Consider the following 18,523-nt stretch of genomic DNA (forward strand, 5'->3'; position numbering starts at 1 on the left):
TAACATGAGTTTGAAAATTGTTGTCTTGGCAAAACAAGTACCCGATACTAGAAATGTGGGGAAAGATGCCATGAAAGCCGACGGAACTGTAAATCGTGCGGCACTTCCAGCTATCTTCAATCCGGAAGACTTGAACGCTCTTGAACAAGCGCTTCGACTGAAAGATGCACACCCGGGCTCTACAATCACCATGCTAACAATGGGACCTGATAGAGCTGCCGAAATTATTCGTGAAGGACTTTATCGTGGTGCCGATGGTGGTTACCTGCTTACCGACCGTGCTTTTGCCGGTGCCGATACGCTGGCTACTTCCTATGCACTTGCCACAGCTATCAAGAAAATAGGCGAGTACGATATTATTATCGGTGGACGTCAGGCTATTGATGGAGATACTGCTCAAGTAGGTCCGCAAGTTGCCGAAAAGCTGGGACTCACACAAATAACCTACACCGAAGAGGTGTTGAAAGTAGAAAACGGAAAAATTACCGTGAAACGTCATATCGATGGTGGGGTAGAAGTAGTGGAAGGTCCGCTGCCTATCGTACTTACGGTTAACAGCTCGGCTGCACCTTGCCGTCCGCGCAACGCGAAGTTGGTACAGAAGTACAAACACGCCAAAACTGTAACCGAGAAACAACGTGCTACTATGGACTATACCGAGCTGTACGATCGCTGCGACTATCTCAACCTGTCCGAGTGGAGTGTGAATGATGTAAATGCCGATTTGGAGCAATGTGGACTTTCGGGTTCTCCAACAAAGGTGAAGACCATTCAGAATATCGTATTCCAAGCAAAGGAAAACAAAACCATGAGTGGAAGCGACCGTGATATAGAAGATTTGATTGTTGAACTTTTGGCTAACCATACGATTGGCTAACAAACTACGATTAAGAATATGAATAACCTATTTGTATATTGCGAAATAGAAGAAAGTACCGTAGTAGATGTCAGTCTTGAGTTATTGACAAAAGGTCGCTCGCTTGCCAACGAACTGGGATGCAAGCTCGAAGCGATTGTTATCGGTACGAATTTAAAAGATATAGATAAGCAAGTGCTTCCTTACGGGGTAGATAAATTGCATTTATTTGATGGCAAGGGATTGTATCCATACACATCGCTTCCACATACATCTATCTTGGTAAATCTTTTCAAAGAAGAGAAACCACAAATCTGTCTTATGGGTGCTACCGTTATTGGTCGCGACTTAGGGCCACGCGTTTCATCAGCGTTGCATAGCGGTTTAACTGCCGACTGTACTTCGCTCGAAATCGGTGATCACGAAGATAAGAAGAACAACATCAACTACAAAAACCTGTTGTATCAGATTCGTCCTGCTTTTGGTGGAAACATTGTAGCCACAATTATCAATCCCGAACAACGTCCGCAAATGGCAACCGTTCGCGAAGGGGTAATGAAGAAAGAAATAATAGACGCGAACTACAAAGGAGAAGTGGTGAACCACGACGTGAAGAAGTTTGTAAACGACACCGATTTTGTAGTAAAGGTTATCGAACGTCACATAGAAAAAGCCAAGCACAACTTGAAAGGTTCGCCAATCGTGGTTGCTGGTGGTTACGGTGTGGGGTCGAAAGAAAACTTTGATTTATTGTTCGACTTGGCAAAGGTCTTAAATGCTGAAGTAGGTGCAAGCCGTGCAGCGGTAGACTCAGGTTATGCGGATCATGACCGTCAGATTGGCCAGACAGGTGTTACCGTACGTCCTAAACTCTACATTGCTTGTGGTATCTCAGGACAAATACAGCACATTGCCGGAATGCAGGAAAGCTCGATGATAATCTCTATCAATAACGATCCCGATGCACCAATCAATGCAATTGCCGACTACGTGATTACCGGAACGATTGAAGAAGTTGTTCCAAAGATGATTAAGTTCTATAAGAAAAACAGTAAATAATGGCAAACTTTTATCAAGATACTCCCGAATTAAAGCATCATCTGGGTCATCCGATGATGAAGAGAATTGTTGAGCTCAAAGAGCGCAACTATGCCGATAAAGATAAATTTGATTACGCTCCTTACGATTTTGAAGATACAATAGACAGCTACGACAAAGTACTGGATATTGTTGGCGAAATCTGTGCGGATATAGTAGCACCTAATGCCGAAGGTGTAGACCATGAAGGTCCTACCGTAGCAGGCGGAAGAGTAACCTATGCTAGCGGCACCGCGTTGAACTTGGATGCAACTAAAAAAGCCGGACTTATGGGTATGGCTATGCCTCGCCGTTACGGTGGTTTGAACTTCTCGAATGTTCCTTACATGATGGCTGCTGATATGGTAAGTACAGCCGATGCGGGTTTTGAAAACCTGTGGGGCTTACAAGATTGTGCCGAAACCATTTACGAATTTGCCAACGAAGACCAAAAGTCACGCTTCATTCCTCGTATTTGTGCGGGTGAAACGATGTCGATGGACTTGACGGAGCCTGACGCAGGATCTGACTTGCAAGCTGTAATGCTCAAAGCTACCTTTAGTGAAAAAGATAATTGCTGGTACCTTAACGGAGTGAAGCGCTTCATTACCAATGGTGATGCGGATATTCACTTGGTACTTGCCCGTTCGGAAGAAGGTACACGCGATGGTCGCGGACTCTCTATGTTTATCTACGACAAGCAAAATGGTGGTGTTACCGTTCGTCGCATTGAGAACAAAATGGGTATTAAAGGTTCACCTACTTGCGAACTCGTGTATAAAAATGCTAAAGCAGAACTTTGCGGAGATCGCAAACTAGGTTTGATTAAGTATGTAATGGCATTGATGAATGGCGCCCGTTTAGGTATTGCCGCACAGTCGGTAGGCCTTAGTCAAGCTGCTTACAATGAAGGATTGGCATATGCTAAAGATCGCCGCCAGTTTGGAAAAGCTATTATCGAATTCCCCGCAGTATCAGAAATGCTTGCGTTGATGAAAGCAAAACTCGAAGCTTCTCGCTCTTTGTTATATGAAACCACTCGTTTTGTAGATGTTTACAAGGCTTTGGATGACATTGCTAAAGAACGTAAGCTAACTCCCGAAGAACGTCAGGAACAAAAAACATTTGCTAAGATGGCAGATAGTTTGACTCCGCTTGCCAAGGGTATGGGTAGTGAGTATGCTAACCAAAATGCGTACGACTGTATCCAGATTCATGGTGGTTCGGGCTTTATGAAAGACTATGCTTGCGAACGTATTTATCGCGATGCGCGTATTACTTCCATTTATGAAGGTACTACACAGCTACAAGTAGTGGCAGCTATTCGTTATGTAACCAATGGCTCGTACCTGGCACGTATTCACGAATATGAAGCAATGCCGGTAGCTCCCGAATTGGAAGGCTTGAAAGATCGTCTGAAAGAGATGGCTTGTAAGTATGCTGCTACAGTGACTCAAGTAACAGAAGAAAAAGATCAGGAATATTTGGACTTCTGTGCTCGTCGTTTGGTAGAAATGGCTGCCGACATTATTATGGGACATTTGTTGTTGCAAGATGCTTCCAGAAGTAGTGAGCTCTTTGGTACTTCAGCTCAGGTGTACACTCGTTATGCTGAATCGGAAGTTGAAAAACACATAAACTTCATTCGTAAGTTCGACAAAGATGATTTAGCGTATTACAGAAAATAATCGCAATTTGCTCTATAAAAGAAAGCGTTCGGAGTCATCCGAACGCTTTCTTTTTTGTACTTTGCTATGAAGCAAGTGAGAGCTATTAATTGTAATCTTAAAAGAGAGAGGAATAATCAAAACCAAGCATAATCCGTACCTTCCAATGGGTCAATGGTAAATTTATCGTGGCGAATATTGTAAGGGTATTCACCCTTCCACCATTTTTTGTAAAGAGTAGCCACAGCTATTGCTTCTTCATTGGTAACTTCGCGCACATCCTGTTTATCGGGAGTTGTGTAAACCATAAGGGTAGGGCTTAACGAAGGGTATTTTACACCTTGCCGGATACCCTCTATTGTCCACAGAAGACATATCCCTAATTTCCTGTTTCCAACAGACAAAGAGATAGGCGACACAGGATAACTGGGTATTGAACTCATGTCATCTACATGCTCTAATAGTTCGGGTATGTGGTCGGAGTAGAAGTTGGGCAGCGTGATGTCGCCATAATTGTCTTTCACATTGTACGAACCTTCTCTTATTTGTTTGACGAACGTCTTAACATCGGGTTCATTTAAGAAATCTGATTCCATTCTTTCGCATGAGCAAAAAAGGAATACTGTAAGACATAAGATTAACAAATTCTTTCCCATATAAGCAATTGTCTTTATATATTATTAGACGCATTACTATGGGAAAAGATGTCGCTTGGTTGGTTAATAAAGATTAAAAGGATTGGCTTTTCGTCAGGAACAAACTTTAGCCGGAACTGTAAAGTGAACACGGCATCCACCGGTGTACTCCATGTCAATGACTACTTTTCCACCAAATCGCTCTGCAATGATATGAGAGATAGATAGACCAAGTCCTGTTCCTTGTGTAAATTCATCTAATTTGAAGAAGCGTTCAAATACCTTTTGCTGTTCCTCTACTGGAATACCTATCCCTGTATCGGTAACTGTAAAGGTGAGCAGTCCTTTTTTGTCGTTATAGTCGTATGTAAGCATTACTTTACCTTCTTTGGTAAACTTAATAGCGTTACTAAGTAAGTGATTTAAAGCTAATGTTATATGCTCCAAATTGCTTTCAACACGTAGTACTTCTCTGCCGGATTCGAATATCAGTGCTACTTCTTGCGGCATTTCTTTTTCAAATTTGCTGATACAATCCTTACAGCACTGGTTTACATCCATAAGTGCAACAGGAAACATTTGTTTCGAACCATCCAATGCAGAAATCGTAAGGATGTTGTCGATAAGTCTTAGCAATACTTGGCTGTTTTCCTCAATAAGCGACGCATAAGTTTTAACTTCCTCATCTTTATCTTCGAACATGCCCGATAACACTGCTGAGAATCCTACAATAGAGTTGAGGGGTGTACGTATTTCGTGCGACATGTTCTGAATGAAAACTGTTTTCAGTCGGCTGTTTTCTTCAGCAACCTCTTTGGCTATACGCAACTCTTTTTGCGCTTTTTCCAAGATGCTGTTTTTTTTGTCTAGCTTCGACTTAGATAATTTCAGAATTTTGTTTGTCTTGATTTGGTTATACGAGAAGTAAATTACTACTAGTAATATTATTGAAAGTAATCCCAGTGTGATGCGAGTGTGTTGCAGTTTCTTTTGGCGAGCAATGTTCTCCAATTCTTGTTTTTCTGCGTTTAGCTTCTGAATGTTCAGAAGCGTAGAGAACTCCGCAGTAGTTATTTGCTCGGCTTCAATTTTTTCTTGATCTAAGAACTCTATATACTCTTTGTAAAGGTCGGCCGATTCTGCTTTTTTATGGTTATCCCAAAATAGGTCTGCTTTCCTTAAACTATAGGCAGAGTTGGCAGAGTTGTCTCTTCGTTGATTCACTTCGCTCCTCCACAAGTCTAAATAAGACAATGCCTTCTCAAAGTCTTTTATGTATCTGTAGTAAGTAAATTGAGTGTGATGTAATATATGAAGATGTGGTGCCAATGCCTTGTTATTTTTGAAGAGTTCGCTAGCTTCCTCTATTTTCCTATAAGCATCTTCTGGCTTGTTTATGGCAATGTCGTAATCTATATAGTGAGTTAGATATTGCAAATGGTGCAGGTCCGTTTTGGAGTACTTTTTTGCTTTGTCTAAAAAAAGAGGAATTTTGTCGAATTGTTTTAATTCAGTTAGTATATCGACTGCACTGCAATATCTGCCACTAATGTTATATTTTTCAATTTCATTATTTTCAAACAATTCGATTTCGAGTAATGTGTATTCCAAAGCTCTTGATAACAACCCTTTTTTTTCATAAATGGCAGCCATACTGTTGTAGCATGTCATAATTCCATCTAAGTTGTTCTCTGCTTGAGCATCCCTTAGCATTTTCTCCGCTTCGTTGAGGGCTAAATGAAGGTTGTTGATGTGGAGGTAGTAGTAAATAAGCCTACTACTCCAAGCGAAATAGTAATATTTAGGTTGATTTGTTTTTTTTGCAAACTGCTTTACTCTGTCTACCCAAGCTATAATGCTGTCTTTTTTATTGGGTATGTTATTACCATAGTAGTAATATTCTAATTTGGTGGATAGTGCCACTGCTTGCATTCGCTTGTCACCCTCTTGCTCTGCCATATGGTACAGTGTGTCGCTCATAGACAGCACTATCGAATCTTGTACTAACTCTAAGCATCTTTTATAATAGGCATATATCGCACTATCTATAGGAGCAATCTCGTTTTTGCTTTGTGCAACGACATTGATTGGTAGTAGGAATATAACAGATAATATAAATATGATAATCCTATTTCTTTGCATGCTTTGAATTTCACTTTATTTTAACGGGATACTTAATACAAATCGGCTTCCATTTGTGTAATTCTTGTCTAAAATCAAGCTGCCACCCAGTTTTTCTGCAATGATCCGGGAAATAGGAAGTCCTAACCCGGTTCCTTGTACAAATTCGTTCAATTTCACAAAACGTTCGAAGATTTGCTCCTGCTTTTCTGCGGGTATTCCTACGCCTGTGTCGGTTATACTCAAGAGAATTTTATTCTTTTCAACTTCGCACGAAAGTACTACTTCTCCTTGTTCGGTAAACTTAACAGCGTTGCTAAGTATATTAGTAAGAGCAAGTGACAGTTTTTCGAGATTACTTTCAGTGGTTAGACTCTGATAGTTCGATTTAAATACAACACTAACTCCTTCTTTTGTAGCTGATTTTACAGCTTTGACACACTCTTCACAACAAGTGTTGATGTCCACTGGTGATAGTGGGAATCCTTGTTCCGAACCATCAAGCGCAGATATCTCAAGAATATCACTGATTAGTTTTAATAGCAACTGGCTATTATCTTCTATTAATTTGGCAAAACTTTGTACATCTTCATCCTCTTCGGCAAACATACCGGCAAGTACTGCCGAGAATCCTACGATGGAATTAAGCGGAGTACGTATTTCGTGCGACATGTTCTGTATGAAAATAGTTTTCATCCGGCTGCTCTCTTCGGCAATATCTTTGGCTATACGCAGCTCTTTCTCTGCAGCTTCGAGGATGATGTTTTTCTCTAATAGTTCGTCTTTCGATTTTTTTAATTGTCGGTTCAACTTCCGTTGTTTGTATAGGAAGAAAATGATAAGAGCCAACAAAGTAACCAAGAAGAATACAATGATACGTACATTTTGCAACTCTCTTTCTTGCGAAAGCATCTCCAGTTCTTTCTTTTCGGCATTGATTTTTTGTATATCGAGCAGTGTGGCATATTCTGCCGTGGTAATTTCTTCGTTGTGTATTTTATCTTGATCCAGCACATCTAAGTAGGTGCGGTATAATTCTGCGGCTTTTTCTTTCTGCCCCATTTCCCAATAAATGTCGGCTTGTGGTCTTGCCATTCGGGTAAGCGTACTGGTTTCGCTTTTTCCTTTGATTAAGTCCACCCTTTGCTGAAGTGCGGCAAGTGCTTTGTCGTACTCTTTAATGTGGCGATAATAGGTCATTTCTACTTCATAGAGATAGCTTTTATGACGTTGTAACCTCAAATCGTTTTCAAAGAGTTCTTCGCACTCTTTAAGTGTTTTGCTGGCTAAAGCGATATCATTATCAGCTAAGTATAACAGGATGTAAGCCATCTTTGCAGTTACGCGATGATAGTTGGTTTGGGCTTGTTCCGTGGCGCGCTTCAAGAGTGCAGGTGCTTTTTCTTTTTGCCCTAGTTCTATATAATACTTGGCTGCATCACTGTAATGCAATGAAATGTTGAATCTCTTGAGACCTTCATGGCTCTCGAACAGGTCTATTTCTTTCTGCAAGAATTCTACACCTTTTGTTGTAATTCCTTTGGCTGTGTAAATGTTTGCCATACAAGAGTAGCAATTGGCAATCCCTTCCATATACTCTTCGGCTTCGGCCTCCTTCATCATTTTTTCAGCCTCAAATAAGGCAATATGGTATTCGCCCCGGCCAATATAATGGTTAATAAGACGCTGTCCCCATACGAAATAATATGCATTCTGGTCGTGTGTCTCTTTTGCATGTCGCTTAACACGGTTTACCCAGGCAATGATACTGTCGGTCTTGTGTGGATTGCTACCATAGTAGTAGTGATCCAACTTTGCCACCAAAGCCACGGATTGCTCATGGATGCGGTTGTACTGTTTTGCCAAATTGAAAAATGTGTCTGATACAGACAACACAATGGGGTCGGCAACTAACTCCACACATTTTTTATTGTAGATATTCAAAATGCTGTCTTCTCTCTCTTGTTGTGGCGTTTTTTGCGCCCACGCGTTACATGCAAATGAATGAAGAAGAAAGACTAATAAAAATAAATAAACAAAACGAAATCGATAACCCAATGTACTCATATTAGACTGTTATTGTCGGCAAACAAATATAGTGCTGTTTTTGTAATAAAAACAATATTTTGATGAAAAACATTGAATGTTTATGATGAATTATGACTTATTTTGTGCTAATGATATGTTTTTACGCTCTTTATGGACTCAATTCAGGAAAAACGAACGCTTGCTTTTGAACTTTGAGAAGTTAATTTTAACGTATGATGTTTGATAATGAAAATAGACAAAGAGACTTTCTTTCGGGAAGTATATGAAGTGTTAACGGTAATTCCTTCCGGCTCGGTGATTTCTTATGGTGAGATTGCTGAGTTATTGGGGAAACCTGCTTATTCCAGAATGGTGGGGCGTGCGTTGCGAATAGTCCCTGAAGGATTGAGCTTGCCTTGTCATAGAGTGGTGAATGCGCAAGGACGTTTAGCTCCCGGCTGGGAAGAACAACGACAATTATTGCTCAACGAAGGTGTTATTTTCAGACGGAATGGTACGGTTGATATGGATAAATCTCGTTGGAGGTGGAAAGAAATATAATACATTTGGCAAAAAATAAACTTGTTTGATATTGCGTTCTACTTTCATTACCTTTGTAGGAAAAATAATAAAAGATGATAAAGAATTTGATTTTCGATTTTGGTGGAGTGATAGGCGATATAAGCCGCACTAGCGCAGTAAAAGCTTTTGAAAAAGTGGGCGTGGCAAATGCGGATGATTTACTAGACCAATATCATCAAAACGGTATTTTCCTCGAAGTAGAAGATGGCAGCATTAGCGCGGAAGAATTTCGTGCCAAACTAAGTGCTCTTACCGGAAAAGAAATTACAATGGAAGAGGCAAAAGAGGCATGGATGGGCTTTTTTACATATGTGCCTGTCTATCGCTTAGAATATCTGGAAAAATTAAGAAAGCAGGGATATAACCTTTATATACTTAGCAATACCAATCCTTTTATTATGAGTTGGGCAAGAAGTGAAGATTTTTCAGAGCTTGGCAAACCGCTCGATGCTTACTTTGATAAGCTCTATCTTTCTTATCAACTCGATGTGGTGAAACCGCATAAAGAAATCTTCGATATCTTAATAAATGATGGTATAAATCCTGCCGAGTCTGTATTTATTGACGATGGAACTGCTAATGTAGAGATGGGAAAACAACTTGGTTTCTTTACTCTGCAGCCAATTAATGGCACGGATTGGACGGGAGATTTAGACCGCTTGTTGCAGGAAATATCTCGTTAATATTATCCGCCCAATAGAGTAATACATACTCCAAATGGAGTTTGATGGAATAGGTCTTCACCTTCACAAAACGCTGTAACTTTATGCTGGTGAGTGAGTTACGTGTGAAGACCCTCTCTTTTATCCTTCACAGCTTCTTCACGGGAATTTCTCAGTGTATTTTACATCAAAAATCAGTGAGAAACGATCAAAAAATCAGTGAGAAACGAAGTGAAAATCAGTGAGAAAATAAGCTGCCTGTACTTCTTCGGTTATCAGCCATAGCTTCAATGATTGTCCGCCTATGGCTCGTGCCCTGTCAGCCATAGTCTCATGACTCGTCAGCCTATGGCTCATGACTCGTCAGCCATAGTCAAAAAAGTAATTCCACCATATAAGAAACAAAAAAAGGGATGCACCTTTCGGCACATCCCTGATTCTATTTATTGAAGTAACTTCTTAATTACTCGGCAGCATCACCAAATGTTTGGTTTGCTAAGCGTTTGTAATTGTTGTATCTCCATTTTGCATTTGCTTCGGCTGCTTGGAATAATTCAACAGCTTCGGCTGGGTATTGTTTCAACAATGAAGTGTAACGAACTTCACCCTTTAAGAAGTCTTGGAACTTAGACCACTCGGGCTCTTTAGAGTCGAGCATGAATGGGTTCTTTCCTTCGGCTTCCAAAGCTGGGTTGAAACGCCACAAATGCCAGTAACCACTTTCTACCGCACGTTCTTCTTCGGCTTGCGATTTGCCCATACCGGCTCTCAAACCGTGGTTGATACAAGGTGCGTAAGCAATAATCAATGATGGTCCCGGATATGCTTCTGCTTCGCGGATAGCCTTCAAAGTTTGTGCTTGGTCGGCACCCATAGCGATTTGAGCAACATATACGTAGCCGTAAGTTGTAGCCATCAAACCAAGATCTTTCTTACGAATTTTCTTGCCCGAAGCAGCAAACTTAGCGATTGCACCTACTGGGGTAGCTTTTGACGATTGTCCACCTGTGTTTGAGTAAACTTCGGTATCGAGTACCAGGATGTTTACATTCTCGCCGGTAGAAATCACGTGGTCAAGACCACCGTAACCAATATCATACGAAGCACCGTCACCACCGATAATCCATTGTGAACGTTTTACTAAGTATTGTTTCAAATCGTAGATACCTTTGCAGATGTCGCATTTATCTTTTGTAGCTTCTAGCATCGGAATGATCTTCGCTGCCAACTCTTTGCTCTTTTCAGCATCGTTCATGTTTTCAATCCATGCTGTGTAAAGCTCTTTGTTTTCAGCAGGACAGCTATCAGAAGCAAGTGCCTGGTTCATCAAGATAATAATGCGTTCGCGCATTTTCTTGTTAGCCAGCTCCATACCTAAACCATATTCGCAGAAGTCTTCGAACAGTGAGTTAGCCCAAGCCGGACCTTGTCCTGCATCGTTCATAGTATAAGGAGTAGATGGCACAGAACCCGAGTAGATAGAGGTACAACCTGTTGCATTAGCTACTATCTGACGGTCGCCAAACAACTGAGTTACCAACTTCACGTATGGAGTTTCTCCACAACCCGAACAAGCTCCCGAGAATTCAAACAATGGTGTAGCAAACTGTGAGTTCTTCACGTTTGATGCTACATCTACCAAGTGTTGTTTAGTCTTCACTTGTTTTGTACAGTAATCCCAGTTAGCAGCTTCTGCCAATTGAGTATCAAGTGGTTGCATAGAAAGAGCTTTGCCGCCTTTCTTAGGATTACCCGGACAAACATCCTCACAGTTACCACAACCTAAACAGTCTAGTGGATCAACTTGGATACGGAATGTCATGTCTGCAAATTGCTTACCAACAGCTTTCAATGAAGGGAAGTTAGCACCTTTTTGCTCTTCGGCATCCAGTACGAACGGACGGATAGCAGCGTGAGGACAAACGTATGCACACTTGTTACATTGAATACAAGTTTCAGGATTCCATTCAGGAACGAAAGCAGCTACACCGCGTTTTTCGTATTGAGAAGTTCCTTGATTCCATGTTCCGTCTTCGCGACCTTTGAATGCAGATACCGGAAGTAAGTCTCCGTCTTGTGCATTGATAGGGAATACCACTTCGTTGATGAAAGCCGGATTGTCGTTAGCTTCCACTTCGTCGTTAGGTAAGTTAGCCCATGCTGGGTCAATAGTAAGTTGCTTGTATTCGCCACCACGATCTACTGCAGCGTAGTTCATGTTTACTATGCTTTCGCCCTTGTTTCCGTAAGACTTCACAATGAATTTCTTCATTTGCTCAATAGCCAAGTCTACCGGAATAACCTGAGTGATACGGAAGAATGCTGATTGCAAGATGGTGTTGGTGCGGTTGCCCAAGCCAATTTCCATTGCAATTTCAGTAGCATTAATGTAGTATGTTGTAATGTTATTCTTTGCCAGGTAGCGTTTTACGCGGTTAGGTAAATGCTTACCCAATTCTTCTCCACTCCAGATGGTGTTCAAAAGGAATGTACCGTTTGGACGAAGACCACGTGTTACGTCATACATCTTCAAGTAAGCTTGTACGTGGCAAGCTACGAAGTTAGGTGTATTTACCAAATAAGTAGAACGAATAGGATGGTCGCCAAAGCGAAGGTGTGAGCAGGTAAAACCGCCCGACTTCTTAGAGTCGTACGAGAAGTATGCCTGGCAATATTTATTAGTGTTATCACCAATAATTTTAATTGAGTTCTTGTTAGCACCTACTGTACCATCAGCTCCCAATCCGTAGAATTTAGCTTCGTACATTCCTTCGCCACCAAGTGCGATTTCTTCTTTTTGAGGAAGAGAGGTAAATGTAACATCATCAACAATACCAAAGGTAAAGTGATTCTTTGGTTCGGGCAATGCCAAGTTTTCAAATACAGAGATGATTTGAGCAGGAGTAGTATCTTTTGAAGAAAGACCGTAACGACCACCTACGATTACCGGCGCGTTTTCTGTTCCATAGAAACAGTCTTTTACGTCCAGATAAAGTGGTTCGCCGTTTGCTCCCGGTTCTTTTGTTCTGTCCAAAACAGCGATACGTTTCGCAGTTTTAGGCACAGCAGCCAAGAAGTGTTTTGCAGAGAATGGACGGTACAAGTGTACGGCAACCAAACCTACTTTTTCGCCTTCGGCACGCATGTGGTCAATAGCTTCGCGAGCAGCTTCTGTTACTGAACCCATAGCGATAATTACACGGTCAGCATCTTCTGCACCGTAATAGTCAAACAAGCCATATTTACGTCCGGTAATAGCCGAAAGTTCGTTCATGTATTCTTCTACGATAGCAGGAACAGCATCATAGTACGAATTGCACGACTCTCTGTGTTGGAAATAAACATCAGGATTTTCGGCCATACCACGAGCAACAGGTGCATTGGGGTTCAATGCGCGTTGACGGAATTCAGCCAATACTTTTTGGTCAATAAGGTGAGCCAAATCTTCGTTTTCGAGTACTTCAATCTTTTGGATTTCGTGTGAAGTACGGAAGCCATCAAAGAAGTTTACGAAAGGAACGCGAGCTTTAAGCGTAGAAAGATGCGCTACAGCGGCAAGGTCCATAACTTCTTGTACAGAACCTTCGGCAAGCATAGCGAAACCTGTTTGGCGAGTAGCCATAACGTCTTGGTGGTCACCAAAGATAGAAAGTGCATGAGATGCCAATGCGCGAGCCGATACGTGGAATACGCAAGGAAGCAACTCACCGGCAATTTTGTACATATTCGGGATCATCAATAACAGACCCTGAGAAGCTGTGTACGTAGTAGTCAACGCACCTGCCTGAAGTGAACCGTGAAGTGCACCTGCGGCACCACCTTCCGATTGCATTTCTTGTACCAATACTGTTTCGCCGAAGATGTTTTTACGACCTTTTGCAGCCCACTCGTCTACGTACTCTGCCATAGTCGAAGAAGGGGTGATTGGGTAGATAGCAGCAACTTCAGAGAACATATACGAGATATGCGCAGCTGCCTGATTACCATCACATGTTAAAAACTTTTTTTGTTTAGCCATAACTAAATTAAAAATATATTAAGTAAATAAATCATTTATAGGTTGTACATTCTAATATAAAAATCCAAACAACCAGAGTGGTATTTGGTTTCCTCTACCTATTTCCATTTTATGCATGGCATAGGTTACCTTCGGGTTGTTCTTCACGCGTTGTCCCTCGTAGCAAATCTTAAAGGGTATATTGTCGTTCACAAGGAACGATATGTTTTTATCACCTTTGTATAGCTTGTGATCTTTGTACATGGTGTTGAGAAAGAACGTGTCGAGCACATCCTGTTCTTTCACTGTTACCGGATAGATTGAGTACATCAGATTGGTGTTGTGCATCATAATCTTCGCGGGTTTTTTAGGAAACTCTTCACCGTGGGGATAAACCATGTTAATTAATCGTGCATCCGCCAGATACTTAATGTAGTTCATGACTGTAGCGCGCGATGTTTGTATGTCGTTAGCCAACTGACTTACGTTCGGAGCCTTTGGCTCGTCAACAGCCAGTAGATATAATAATTTCTTTATTTTCGATAGGTATTTTAGCTCTATTTGTTTTAACAGAAGTATATCTACTTCTATCATCATGTTCATGGTTTTGAGTAGATTTTCCGAGAAATTGCGTTCTTCGAGGAAGAACGGATAAAAGCCATGGTGCAAATAGTCTTGAAAATAATTGAGAGGATGAACTTTGGATAACACTGTGCGTGCTATCTGCTCATGATTTTGCAAAATATCATTGAGTGTATAAGCCGGGAAGTCCATACCTGTTTGAAGGTTTACAAATTCGCGAAACGAAAACCCTCGCAAGTTATAACTCTTAACTATATCGCGAAGTTCAAGGTTCTCTTCTTTCAGGCGCATGACTGATGAGCCGGTAAAAACGATTTTTAAGTCGGGGTAGAGATCATAACAGGCACGTAGCTCTTTGCTCCAATCGGGATACTTAAAGACTTGGTCAATAAGCAATACTTTACCGCCTCGCTTGCGAAACTCTCCAGCGAAATCCACAATGGTATTGGCAGAAAAATAGAGATTATTCATGTTGATAAAGAGGCAAGAACGATCTGTTCCGAAATTTTCTTTAGCATATTGCAGCAAGAATGTAGTTTTCCCAACGCCGCGCGTACCTTTTATACCAATGAGCCTGTCGTTCCAATCAATCTCATTCATGAGGTCTCTTCGAACGGGCGCTTTGGCGTGTTCTACAAGATATGCATGGGTACGGTAAAATGCTTCCATCTTTATCGGTTTTATCGGCTTGCAAATATAATTCTTTATTTGCTATTTGCAAAGTAGAGATAGCAAAATGTCGGCTTATTAGATAAGTTTATGTTTTAAAGGCGTTATCTTTGCGTATGCAAAAATATTCTGCAACATGAAGAGTCCCAATTTGTATATCTTTAACCCTGATCATGACTTGGCACTTGCCAATAATGATCCTAACTACATGGCGCCCGAGTCGGCGAGAAAGATGGCTGCCGAGATGGCGCTGTTGCCTCTTTGGTATGCTGATGCTAACGACTATGTGTTGGCTCCATCAAAATATAATTTGGTCTTTGCGGAAGAGATGCGCAAGCGATTCCCTCATCTTCCACGGTTAATAACGGAGAAAGAATTGTCGGGTCAATCTTTCAATATTGTGCCATGGGGATGGAATGCTTCACTGAAGAACAGACTATTGAAGCTGGGCGTTTCAGAAAGGTTGCTGCCTCCAAAAGAAACATTAGATCTTATTCGTACTTATTCCAACAGAAAATTCGCCTCTGCATTACTCCCCAAGCTCTTGATGGACGCTAATTGTTGTGGAGAATCACATTACCTTACCACACTCGAAGAGTTGCGGGAGTTTGTCATGCAACATCCTGACGCTGTTTTGAAAATGCCTTTGTCGGGTAGCGGAAAAGGACTTTGCTGGTGCAAAGGTAGTTTTGACAAACCAATAGCCAATTGGTGTATTAATGTATTAAAACAGCAAGGTGGGGTTGTTGCCGAACCAATGTATAAGAAAGTACGTGATTGTTCTATGCTATTTTACAGTGATAAAAACTCTGTACGCTTTTATGGTTATTCACTATTTGTAACTTCAAACAAGGGAGTATATACTGGAAATATACAAATGCCCGATGAGCTAATAGAAAAAGAATTAAATACATATGTTGCACAAGAAACTTTAAGGGCGGTTAGAATGGCTATAGAAAAGGAGCTGTCGCTTGCCCTGCCTTCCTTTTATAATGGCTTTTTAGGTGTGGATATGATGATTTGTAGTGCTTCTGACAATAGATCTACTTGTTACTTGCATCCTTGCGTGGAGATTAATTTGCGTACGACCATGGGGGTTGTTGCACATAAAATCTGCGATAACTATTTGCATCCGGCTTCAATAGGAACATTCCAAATTGATATTGTTAAACCGGGTGTAAGTGTAGCGTTTAACCCTCAAGAAGATGTTGAGAAATTACCATTGGTATATACTCAAGAGAAAATTAAAGAAGGATCCTTCCCCTTGGTTCCTGTTACTGCCAGCTCTCAGTATGCAGCTACCGTAGTGGTGCGTAGTCAATTTCCGCAAATACATTGAGTGGCCTCACTTTCATTCCCAAACCTGTCTACAGCCGAAACCGCGTAATAGGCATAATTCTTCCATGGCAATAAAGGAGCATAGGTGTAATTGGTCTCTTTAATTCGTTGTGCGATGATATTTATGGGGCTGTCGGTGTCTACTGGAAACGAATCCGAACCATATATAATATAATAAGGAGTGTTGCTTACATCATTGTCTGTGGCAGCCTGCCACGAGAGGGTTACATAACCTTCTTGTCGAATTGCAGTAAGGGAGGTGGGAGGAGTAGGAGCTACATTGTCTAGCCATGGCATAGGAGGTTGAAGCGCCGGAGTCGTGTAATAATGGCTAGCAAGCTTGTCGTAGATACCTTGTGTGTTATTTATTAAAAACTCCACGCGATAGTGTGCTTTGCCGGCAAGCTGATGCTTGCGGATAAAGCGGAGCTGGCGTTCAATGTCGTCAATACTCCAATTGCCATCATTGGGGTGAAGAAAGTAAATACCCAATCCGGGAATAATATGACGACCGTTGCTCTGCTCCTGCCAGTCGAGTGCAAAGGGGAAAAAATCGTTTTCGCGGAAGTACATCATAGGGTAAATCTGGTCTTGTATACCTTCGGAAAGCCACTGCTGTACATCTTGGTGTACAGTGTGGTAGGCGTTCCAATTTTTGGATGGGTATCTTGTGGTATCGCGAAACTTCCCTACAGGCGAAGTGCTAACCTTTACCCACGGTTTTTTTGCTTTTACACCTTTATATATATGACGCACTATTTCAGTGATGTTATCTCGTCTCCATTGGGTGATACTCTTACCTTTGCCATACTGCTTGAACTCCTTTGCGTCGGCAAAACCTTGCATATTTTCAGGATAGCGCAGGTAATCCAGATGGATACCGTCTATGTCGTAATTGTCTACAATCTCGTTTGCCAACTCCATCAGGTATTCTTTGGTTTTTGGATTGCCGGGATTGAGGTACCAGTTACCCCGTTGTCTTACGCAAATGCCTGAGCTCTTTTTTGTAACCGACCGTGCGCCAAGGCTCGCCACTTGTTTGTTATTTCCCAAAGGAATACCCACAATCCACGCATGACATTCCATTCCTCGCTTGTGACATTCTTCAACGACAAATTTCAGTGGGTCGTATCCGGGTGTCTTTCCTACTTTCCCTGTAAGTAATGCGCTATACGACTCAATAGCAGATTTGTAAAATACATCCCCCCGCGTACGAGCTTGAAAAAGCACGGTGTTGAAGTTGGCTTCCTGTAGCTTATCGAGTATTTGCAGTAATTCTTCTTGTTGTTTCTTTGTTTGTGCAGTGGAAGTTGCACGCGTCTTTGGCCAGTCTAAAGCGTATGCTGTAGTTATCCAGGCAGCCCTTACTTCGTATTTGGGCTGGGCGGTCATTACCATTGAAAACAATGAAAGAAAAAATAAGAGAAAGAATTTGTGCATACTTATTTTTCATTAAAAACTCTACAAAGTTAGCAAAATGGTCGTTTAGTTTACGATTATTCGGTTGATTGTCTTATTTTTGCTTAGTTTTTAACGCGTAAGAAATCAGTATGATTCCGTAAACAAAAATAAAATGAAAAAGAAACTAAAGAAATCTACTTGGCTTGCACTTGCCTTGCTTATTTATGTAACAGCAATGGCTGTTTACTTCCTGCCACGCAATACAGAGATTGGCGATACGGAGAAGTACATCACGCTAGCTGCTTCCTACGTAATTGTTGCTGCTTTGTGGTTTGTACTCCGCAAAAAAGAGCAATTTAAAGAGAGACGAGAAAGAGAAAATAATAACTAATTAAAAACGAAGAAACAATGAAGAAAATTATGATCATTTGCTGTCTGTTGGTGGCATCGCTGTCGGCTCACGCACAGTTTGAACAAGGAAAATGGATTGTAAACCCCTCGATAACAGGTTTGGACTTATCGCATAGCAAGGGTAGCGATACTACCTTTGGGATTGTAGCGCAAGGAGGTAACTTCTTGATGGATAATGTGGCACTTTTGGTAACACTTGGTGCACAGTGGCAAGACTCTTTCGATGTTTATGCATTGGGAGTAGGAGGTCGTTATTATTTCGATAAATGTGGTGTCTATGCAGGTGTTGGGTTTAAGATGAATCATCTTAGTCTTAGCAATTCTTTAGGTGGTGATTCAGATACCAATTATCTTTTTAACGCCGAAGTAGGCTATGCTTTCTTTATTACCCGAACTGTAACGATAGAGCCTGCTGTGTACTACGATTTGAATCTGGATGGATTTAAGTATGATAACTTTGGGCTTAAAGTTGGATTTGGAATTTATTTCTAAAAGAA

14 protein-coding genes are annotated in these 18,523 nt (G+C 41.3%); 8 read left to right on the forward strand and 6 right to left on the reverse strand.

Annotated elements, in window-relative coordinates; translation table 11 throughout:
- Positions 1–4 precede the first annotated feature (4 nt).
- Genes D0T50_RS11315 through D0T50_RS11325 form a run of 3 tightly spaced genes read left to right on the forward strand, consistent with a single transcriptional unit; the run spans position 5 to position 3,621 of the window.
- Positions 5–877 carry an electron transfer flavoprotein subunit beta/FixA family protein gene (locus tag D0T50_RS11315; protein WP_163223640.1) on the forward strand — a complete coding sequence of 291 codons (873 nt, stop codon included), beginning with the start codon at positions 5–7 and terminating at the stop codon, positions 875–877.
- Between the two features lie 18 nt (positions 878–895).
- Entirely contained in the window at positions 896–1,915 is a 1,020-nt protein-coding gene (locus D0T50_RS11320; RefSeq protein WP_163223641.1) for an electron transfer flavoprotein subunit alpha/FixB family protein, read from the forward strand.
- Positions 1,915–3,621: an acyl-CoA dehydrogenase family protein gene (locus tag D0T50_RS11325; RefSeq protein WP_163223642.1), complete on the forward strand. Its 1,707-nt coding sequence runs from the start codon at positions 1,915–1,917 to the stop codon at positions 3,619–3,621. Before D0T50_RS11320 ends, D0T50_RS11325 begins: the two co-directional genes overlap by 1 nt.
- A gap of 116 nt (positions 3,622–3,737) precedes the next feature.
- Here the strand turns inward: D0T50_RS11325 and D0T50_RS11330 are convergent, their stop codons facing one another.
- The 3 genes from D0T50_RS11330 to D0T50_RS11340 all read right to left on the reverse strand — a co-directional run bounded on the left by D0T50_RS11330 (position 3,738) and on the right by D0T50_RS11340 (position 8,423).
- A complete protein-coding gene (locus D0T50_RS11330; RefSeq protein WP_163223643.1) occupies positions 3,738–4,256 on the reverse strand; it encodes a DUF4943 family protein in 519 nt (172 codons plus the stop codon).
- Positions 4,257–4,349: 93 nt separating this feature from the next.
- Positions 4,350–6,194 (reverse strand): HAMP domain-containing sensor histidine kinase, encoded by a 1,845-nt coding sequence (locus D0T50_RS11335; protein WP_163223644.1) that lies wholly within the window; start codon positions 6,192–6,194, stop codon positions 4,350–4,352.
- Between the two features lie 198 nt (positions 6,195–6,392).
- A complete protein-coding gene (locus tag D0T50_RS11340; RefSeq protein WP_163223645.1) occupies positions 6,393–8,423 on the reverse strand; it encodes an ATP-binding protein in 2,031 nt (676 codons plus the stop codon).
- A 207-nt stretch (positions 8,424–8,630) separates the two neighbouring features.
- Between D0T50_RS11340 and D0T50_RS11345 the strand changes: the two genes are divergently transcribed.
- Together D0T50_RS11345 and D0T50_RS11350 are read left to right on the forward strand one after the other, a co-directional pair.
- Positions 8,631–8,945 (forward strand): MGMT family protein, encoded by a 315-nt coding sequence (locus tag D0T50_RS11345; RefSeq protein WP_163223646.1) that lies wholly within the window; start codon positions 8,631–8,633, stop codon positions 8,943–8,945.
- A 74-nt stretch (positions 8,946–9,019) separates the two neighbouring features.
- Positions 9,020–9,649, forward strand: coding sequence for an HAD family phosphatase (locus D0T50_RS11350; RefSeq protein WP_163223647.1), 630 nt, complete (start codon positions 9,020–9,022; stop codon positions 9,647–9,649).
- 442 nt (positions 9,650–10,091) lie between these two features.
- Here the strand turns inward: D0T50_RS11350 and nifJ are convergent, their stop codons facing one another.
- Both nifJ and D0T50_RS11360 read right to left on the reverse strand, forming a co-directional pair.
- Positions 10,092–13,646, reverse strand: a complete 3,555-nt coding sequence (gene nifJ, locus D0T50_RS11355; RefSeq protein ID WP_163223648.1) for a pyruvate:ferredoxin (flavodoxin) oxidoreductase — start codon at positions 13,644–13,646, stop codon at positions 10,092–10,094.
- A 51-nt stretch (positions 13,647–13,697) separates the two neighbouring features.
- Complete coding sequence (locus D0T50_RS11360) at positions 13,698–14,876, reverse strand: ATP-binding protein (protein ID WP_163223649.1); 1,179 nt, start codon at positions 14,874–14,876, stop codon at positions 13,698–13,700.
- A 136-nt stretch (positions 14,877–15,012) separates the two neighbouring features.
- Between D0T50_RS11360 and D0T50_RS11365 the strand changes: the two genes are divergently transcribed.
- Positions 15,013–16,215: a hypothetical protein gene (locus D0T50_RS11365; RefSeq protein WP_163223650.1), complete on the forward strand. Its 1,203-nt coding sequence runs from the start codon at positions 15,013–15,015 to the stop codon at positions 16,213–16,215.
- On the opposite strand, the gene D0T50_RS11370 is transcribed toward D0T50_RS11365, so the two are convergent.
- Complete coding sequence (locus D0T50_RS11370) at positions 16,194–17,654, reverse strand: glycoside hydrolase family 10 protein (RefSeq protein ID WP_163223651.1); 1,461 nt, start codon at positions 17,652–17,654, stop codon at positions 16,194–16,196. The two genes, D0T50_RS11365 and D0T50_RS11370, sit on opposite strands and share 22 nt — an antisense overlap.
- Positions 17,655–17,787: 133 nt before the next feature.
- Here D0T50_RS11370 and D0T50_RS11375 point away from each other — a divergent pair, with 133 nt between their 5' ends.
- Positions 17,788–18,006: a hypothetical protein gene (locus D0T50_RS11375; protein ID WP_163223652.1), complete on the forward strand. Its 219-nt coding sequence runs from the start codon at positions 17,788–17,790 to the stop codon at positions 18,004–18,006.
- A 17-nt stretch (positions 18,007–18,023) separates the two neighbouring features.
- Positions 18,024–18,518, forward strand: a complete 495-nt coding sequence (locus D0T50_RS11380) for an outer membrane beta-barrel protein (RefSeq protein ID WP_163223653.1) — start codon at positions 18,024–18,026, stop codon at positions 18,516–18,518.
- Positions 18,519–18,523 lie beyond the last annotated feature (5 nt).

It is taken from the genome of Bacteroides sp. 214, from assembly GCF_010501015.1.
Taxonomy (GTDB): Bacteria; Bacteroidota; Bacteroidia; order Bacteroidales; family Bacteroidaceae; genus Bacteroides.